Here is a 5358-nt window from a genome sequence, read left to right on the forward strand (position 1 = left end):
AGTCGAGTCCTCTCAACGGCGGTCGGCCAGTAGGGCGTCGGCCGCGTCGGGGTCAAGGCGGCCCGCGTAGATCTCTTCGAGCAGCTCGTCGAGGTTGTCTGTCCTGTTCGGACGATCGGCTCGGTTGGCGTCGTTCGCGTTCGTGGCGGCGGGCCGGGTCGGCAGGATTCCGGAAAGGAACGTGCCCAGCGCGGTGACCGTGGGGTGTTCGTACAGCCGCGTCGACTCGATATCGACACCCAGCTCCATCGACAGCTCCCGCACCCACTCCACGCCCACGATCGAGTCCAGACCCATCTCCGTGAAACTCCGATCCAGCTCGATCTCCGACTCGTCCACGAACAACTGCCCCGCCAACGTCCGCACCAACAACTCCTCCAACGCGCCGGAATCCACAACGGACACTGATGGGGCCGGAAGGGGATCGGCCGAAACGACCGCGGGAGCCGGGGACTCCGGCGCGGTCGGCACCGAACCGGCACCGGATCCGACGAGCGGCGCCAGATACCCCGCCAGCGCCGTCACCGTCGGATGTTCGTACAGCCGCGTCGACTCGATATCGACACCCAGCTCCATCGACAGCTCCCACACCCACTCCACGCCCACGATCGAGTCCAGACCCATCTCCGTGAAACTCCGATCCAGCTCGATCTCCGACTCGTCCACGAACAACTGCCCCGCCAACGTCCGCACCAACAACTCCTCCAACACCGCTGAATCGATCCCCGGTGCGACGGGGTCGGCGGGCGCCTGCGCCGCGACCGGTGCGGCCTGCTCGACGGGTTCCGCGAGCACGACCGGCGCGACCGGGGCAGCAGGCACGACCGTGGACTCCGGCAGCGGCACGAGCCTGATCCCGCTTGGTTTCGGCAGCGTCCGGCGCGGCTCGACGGCCACCCGTTCGGGCGGTTCCAACACCGTCCGCGCCCGCGCCGCCAGAGCTACCGTCGCCGCACCCGGAGCAACCGGAGCCGGAACCGGTGCGACCACGGCCACCGGAGAAGCCGGAGCAACCGGAAGCACGGCGGCAGGCGCGGACCCGTTCGGCACCGTCGCCCGCGAATCGCCCGGTGTCGACGCGAACGCGGCGGCCCGCCTGCGCGAGGCACGCAGGTCGGCCCAGTGTCGGTTTCGCGCGAACGGGTAGCCGGGCAGGTCGAGCCGAGGCGCGGGCGGCACCCCCTCGGGCCGTGCGCTCGGCACGTAGCCCAGCGTGTAGAGCCGGGCGAGTGCCACGGCGTTGTCGTGCAGTTCGGCATCGTCGGCACGCGTAGCGGCGAGCCGGTCGACGGTCTCCTGCAGCACCTTCTCCGCAGCGGCGTTCGACTCGGCCCGACCGACGAACGCCCCCGGCGGCGGGGTGGCCGCCCCACGCAGCGCGTTGATCACCTCGACGGCGTGCGCGGGCGACCGGACGACGACGGCCACGCGGTGATCGAGGTGGTCGCGTCCGAACAACAGGGTGTGGCTGAGCACGGCCACCAACCCCGGCTTGTGCGGTGTCCGCTCGAGCCACGCGGCGACGTCGGCGAGCCGCTGGTCGAGCGCCTGCGCGGTGCGCGCGGAAAACACCAGCACGTGCTCAGGAGCGTCGGTCCAACCAACCCAGGTTTCGGCCCGCGGCGGGCGGTACTCGACGACGGCGTGCGCGTTGGTGCCGCTCATGCCGAACGCATTCGTCGCCCCGCGCCTCACGTCGTCGCCGGGCCACGGCACGGGTTCGGGGCTTGCCGTCACCGGGGCGTCCTGCCAGGCGATGTAGTCGTTCGGGTGTGACAGACCGATCGTCGGCGGAATGGCGCCCCGCCGCAGCGACGAGATCAGCGCGATGAGGTTCACGACGCCGGACGCGGCGAGCGCGTGGCCGAGGTTCGACTTCGTCGACGTGAGGTGCCAGGAGACGCCGACGGTGCCGGAATCGCCTGCCGCCTTGAGCGCGTCGATGACGGCGTTGACCTCCACCGGGTCACCCAATTTCGTGCCGGTGCCGTGCGCGACGAGGTGTCGCACGCTCGCCGGCTCGATGTCGTGCTCGCGCCACACCCGGGTGAGCAGTTCGGTCTGAGCCGCGCCGCTGGGCGCGGTGATCCCGTTGGTGCGGCCGTCGTAGTTGACGCCGGTGGCCAGCAGCGTGGCGTGCGGGACGGTGGTCGCACCTGCCGCGACCTCCGGGCTCGCGAGCACCACCGCCGCGACGGCCTCGGCGGGGATCATGCCGTCGGCGGCGGCGTCGAAGGCGCGGCACACGCCCGTGGCGGAGAGCATTCCGGCGCGCGCCATCGCGCCGTACACGTGCGGCGCGAGCATCAGGTTCACCCCGGCGACGACGGCGATGTCGCAGTCGCCCGCGGCGATCGCCTGCCGTGCCTGGTGCACGGCGACGAGACCGGACGAGCACGCGGTGTTCGTCGCCAGCGCCGGGCCGTGCAGGCCGAGGAAGTACGACAGCCGCGACGCGAGAATCGCGTTGGAGTTGGCGGTGATGCTCACCTCGGACACCGGGTAGTGGTCGTAGTCGCCCTCCTCAGCGCCCACGAAGACGGCGACCCGGTACCGCCGGAGGTCGCCGGTGGTGAGACCAGCGTCCTCGATGGCGTGCCAGCACTCCTGAAGCAGCAACCGCTGGCGCGGGTCCATGCCGTCGGCCTCGCGGGGGGAGATCTGGAAGAACGCCGGGTCGAACTCCTCCACGCCCGCCACGAAGCCCGCGCGGACCAGGGTGCGTTCCGCCGGGTCGAAGCCGAGTTCCTGCCACCTCCCGGCGCGGTCGGCAGGCAGTTCCGAGACGGCGTCGCGGCCCTCGGCCAGCAGCCGCCACAACGCGTCGACGTCGTCGGCACCGGGGAACCGGCCCGCCATGCCGAGCACGGCGACAGGATCGTTCACCTGGCGCGCACGGCCGCATGCGGGGGGCGCGGGACGCGGGCGGTCGACGCGGGCGCGACCGGTGCCGCGCGAGGCGGGGGCTGCCGAACGCGTGGGCTTCGCCGCCTCCCGGTAGGCGTCCACGAGGACGTCGCCATACCGCTCGAACAGCGTGGGCACGAGCCGGTCGACCGTGGGCGCGCCGAAGAACAGGTCGGGGGTCACGGTCCTGCCGAGCCGTCCGCCGAGCACGGCCGCGAGATCGGCGAGCAGGATCGAGTCGAACCCGAACTCCGCGAAGTTCGTCGCCGGGTGCACTCGCTCGAACGGGATGCTCAGCACCTTCCCGATCGCTTCCCGCACCTCCCAGGCGAGGCATTCTTCGGCCGTCCAGCCCGTCATGTGCGAGCGGCGCAGAGCTCCGGTGGACGCCGTTTCACCAGTGGCCACGGCGACGAGGTTCGAGTCCGTCGGCACGGACGCCGCGCTGCGGTCGGCGATGAGGCGGGTGATCGTCCAGAGGGGCGCGCCGTGTTCGTCGTAGGCGGTGAGGTCGCAACGGTGCTCGCTCTCGGTCGTCGCCGCTCGCACGTGCAGCCACGCCGCGTCCGCGGTGGACGGGGAGAATCGCGCCTGCTCGATCCGCACCACGTCCCCGGCGTGCGCGACGGCATCCGGGAGCAGGCCGGGTTCGAGCACCAGCTCACCCGAGCCGGGGACGCGGGCGCGTTCGACGTCGACGGCGACGAGCACGCCCTCGCCACCCCCGTCCAGCGCTGTCCGCAGCTCGTCGAGCGTGGGCGCGGCCGGCGGCTCGGTCAGTGCGCCGAAACCGAGCGCGTAGACGTGGCGCCGCTCGTCGGCGCCTTCGGTGTCCACCGTCTGTTTGGCCTGTTCGGTCTTTCCGGCCTGTTCGGAGGCGACACTGGCGATCTGCCACTCGACGCGGTCACCCGGTCCGCCGCCGAGCACGACCTCGACCTCGACCGCACCGGAGCCGGGCAGCACCATTGGTTCGAGTAACTCCACATCGGACAGTTCGACCGGAACGTCGTCGGCACCGTGGGCGATCGCGACGGCGGCACGAGCCATCTCGAGCAACACCTCGTCCGGGACGACGACCGGAACATCGGAAGCGCAGTGGATCTCGCGACCGACCGTAGATGCCCGGAGCGAACTACGGAACACCACACCGTCCAACGTGGACTCGTTGCGCTGGACGAACGCGTGCGGCGCCACGTTCCCGCCGCCGAGCGCGGTCATCGGTGGTCCCTCCGCCCAGTAGTGCTCGCGGGCGAAGGGGTAGCCAGGGAGGTCGAGGTGGGGCAGTGGCGGGGCCTGCCGTGGCAGTGTGGTGCGCGGGTCGTAGCCGGTGACGTAGAGGTGGGCCAGTGCGGTGCAGTGGTCGTGGTCGTCGCTACCGAGCGCGGAAGCGTCGGCCAGCAGCGAACCGAGGGTGCGTTCGAGGAGGGGTTCGGCCGACGCGTCCTGGTCGAGGACGCCGGTGCGACCGCCTGCCGCGCCGCCGCCGAGCAGGTCGGCGGCGTGGTGTAGGGACGTGACGATGAAGGCGGCGCGGTGGGCATGGTGGTCGCGGTGCCACCACAACTTGTGCGCCAGCACGGGCAACAACCCCGGCTCGTCCGATTCGGCGTGCTTCCGGCACCAGGCCGCGAGATCGGCGATCCGCCGGGCAAGCGCCTCAGCGGTGGCCGCCGACACCACCAGCACATGCTCCGCCACCGCCAACGGCGCCCACGCCGACACCCCAGGCACGCCACCACCCTCAACAACGGGAGCCTCCAGCACCACATGCGCGTTAGTGCCGCTCATCCCGAACGCACTCACCGCACCAATCCGCACATCCGGCACCGACGAAGACGGCCACGGCCCAGCCTCGGCACGCACGGCCAGACCACCCTCACCCCAACGCACGTACTCGTTCAGCCCGGCAGGCTCGCCAGCCGACGCACCGGCGGCCAGATCACGCGGAATCGACGGCGGAATGACACCAGTCCGCAACGACTGCACCAACCCAATCAGACTCACCACACCCGACGCCGCCAGCGAATGCCCCACATTCGACTTCGACGACGTCACCACACACTCACCACCGGAGGTGTCGTCGCGGAGCACGTCGGCCAGCGCGTTGAGCTCCACCGGATCACCCAGCTTCGTGCCAGTGCCATGCGCCACCACATGTCCCACCGAACCCGGCGCCACACCGGCCTTTTCCCACACCGACCGCACCAACTCCGCCTGCGCCTTACCGGACGGCGCCGTGATCCCGTTCGTCCGCCCGTCGTAATTCACACCGCTACCAGCAACCCGCGCATACGCGGACAAACCACAATCCTCAATGACCCGTTCCGAGGCCAGCACCACCACCGCCACCGCCTCCGCAGGCACCAACCCATCCGCCGACCCCAAGAACGCCGCACACCGACCCGAAGGCGACACCATCCCCGCCCGCACCATCGCCACATAGGCGAA

General features: G+C 71.0%; 1 protein-coding gene. It reads right to left on the bottom strand.

Annotation, left to right across the window (positions count from 1 at the left end):
* Positions 1-12 precede the first annotated feature (12 nt).
* Positions 13-5343: a beta-ketoacyl synthase N-terminal-like domain-containing protein gene (locus tag FXO23_RS46600; protein WP_343034597.1), complete on the bottom strand. Its 5331-nt coding sequence runs from the start codon at positions 5341-5343 to the stop codon at positions 13-15.
* Positions 5344-5358 lie beyond the last annotated feature (15 nt).

This window comes from Amycolatopsis anabasis, assembly GCF_009765355.1.
Taxonomy (GTDB): domain Bacteria; phylum Actinomycetota; class Actinomycetes; order Mycobacteriales; family Pseudonocardiaceae; genus Amycolatopsis; species Amycolatopsis anabasis.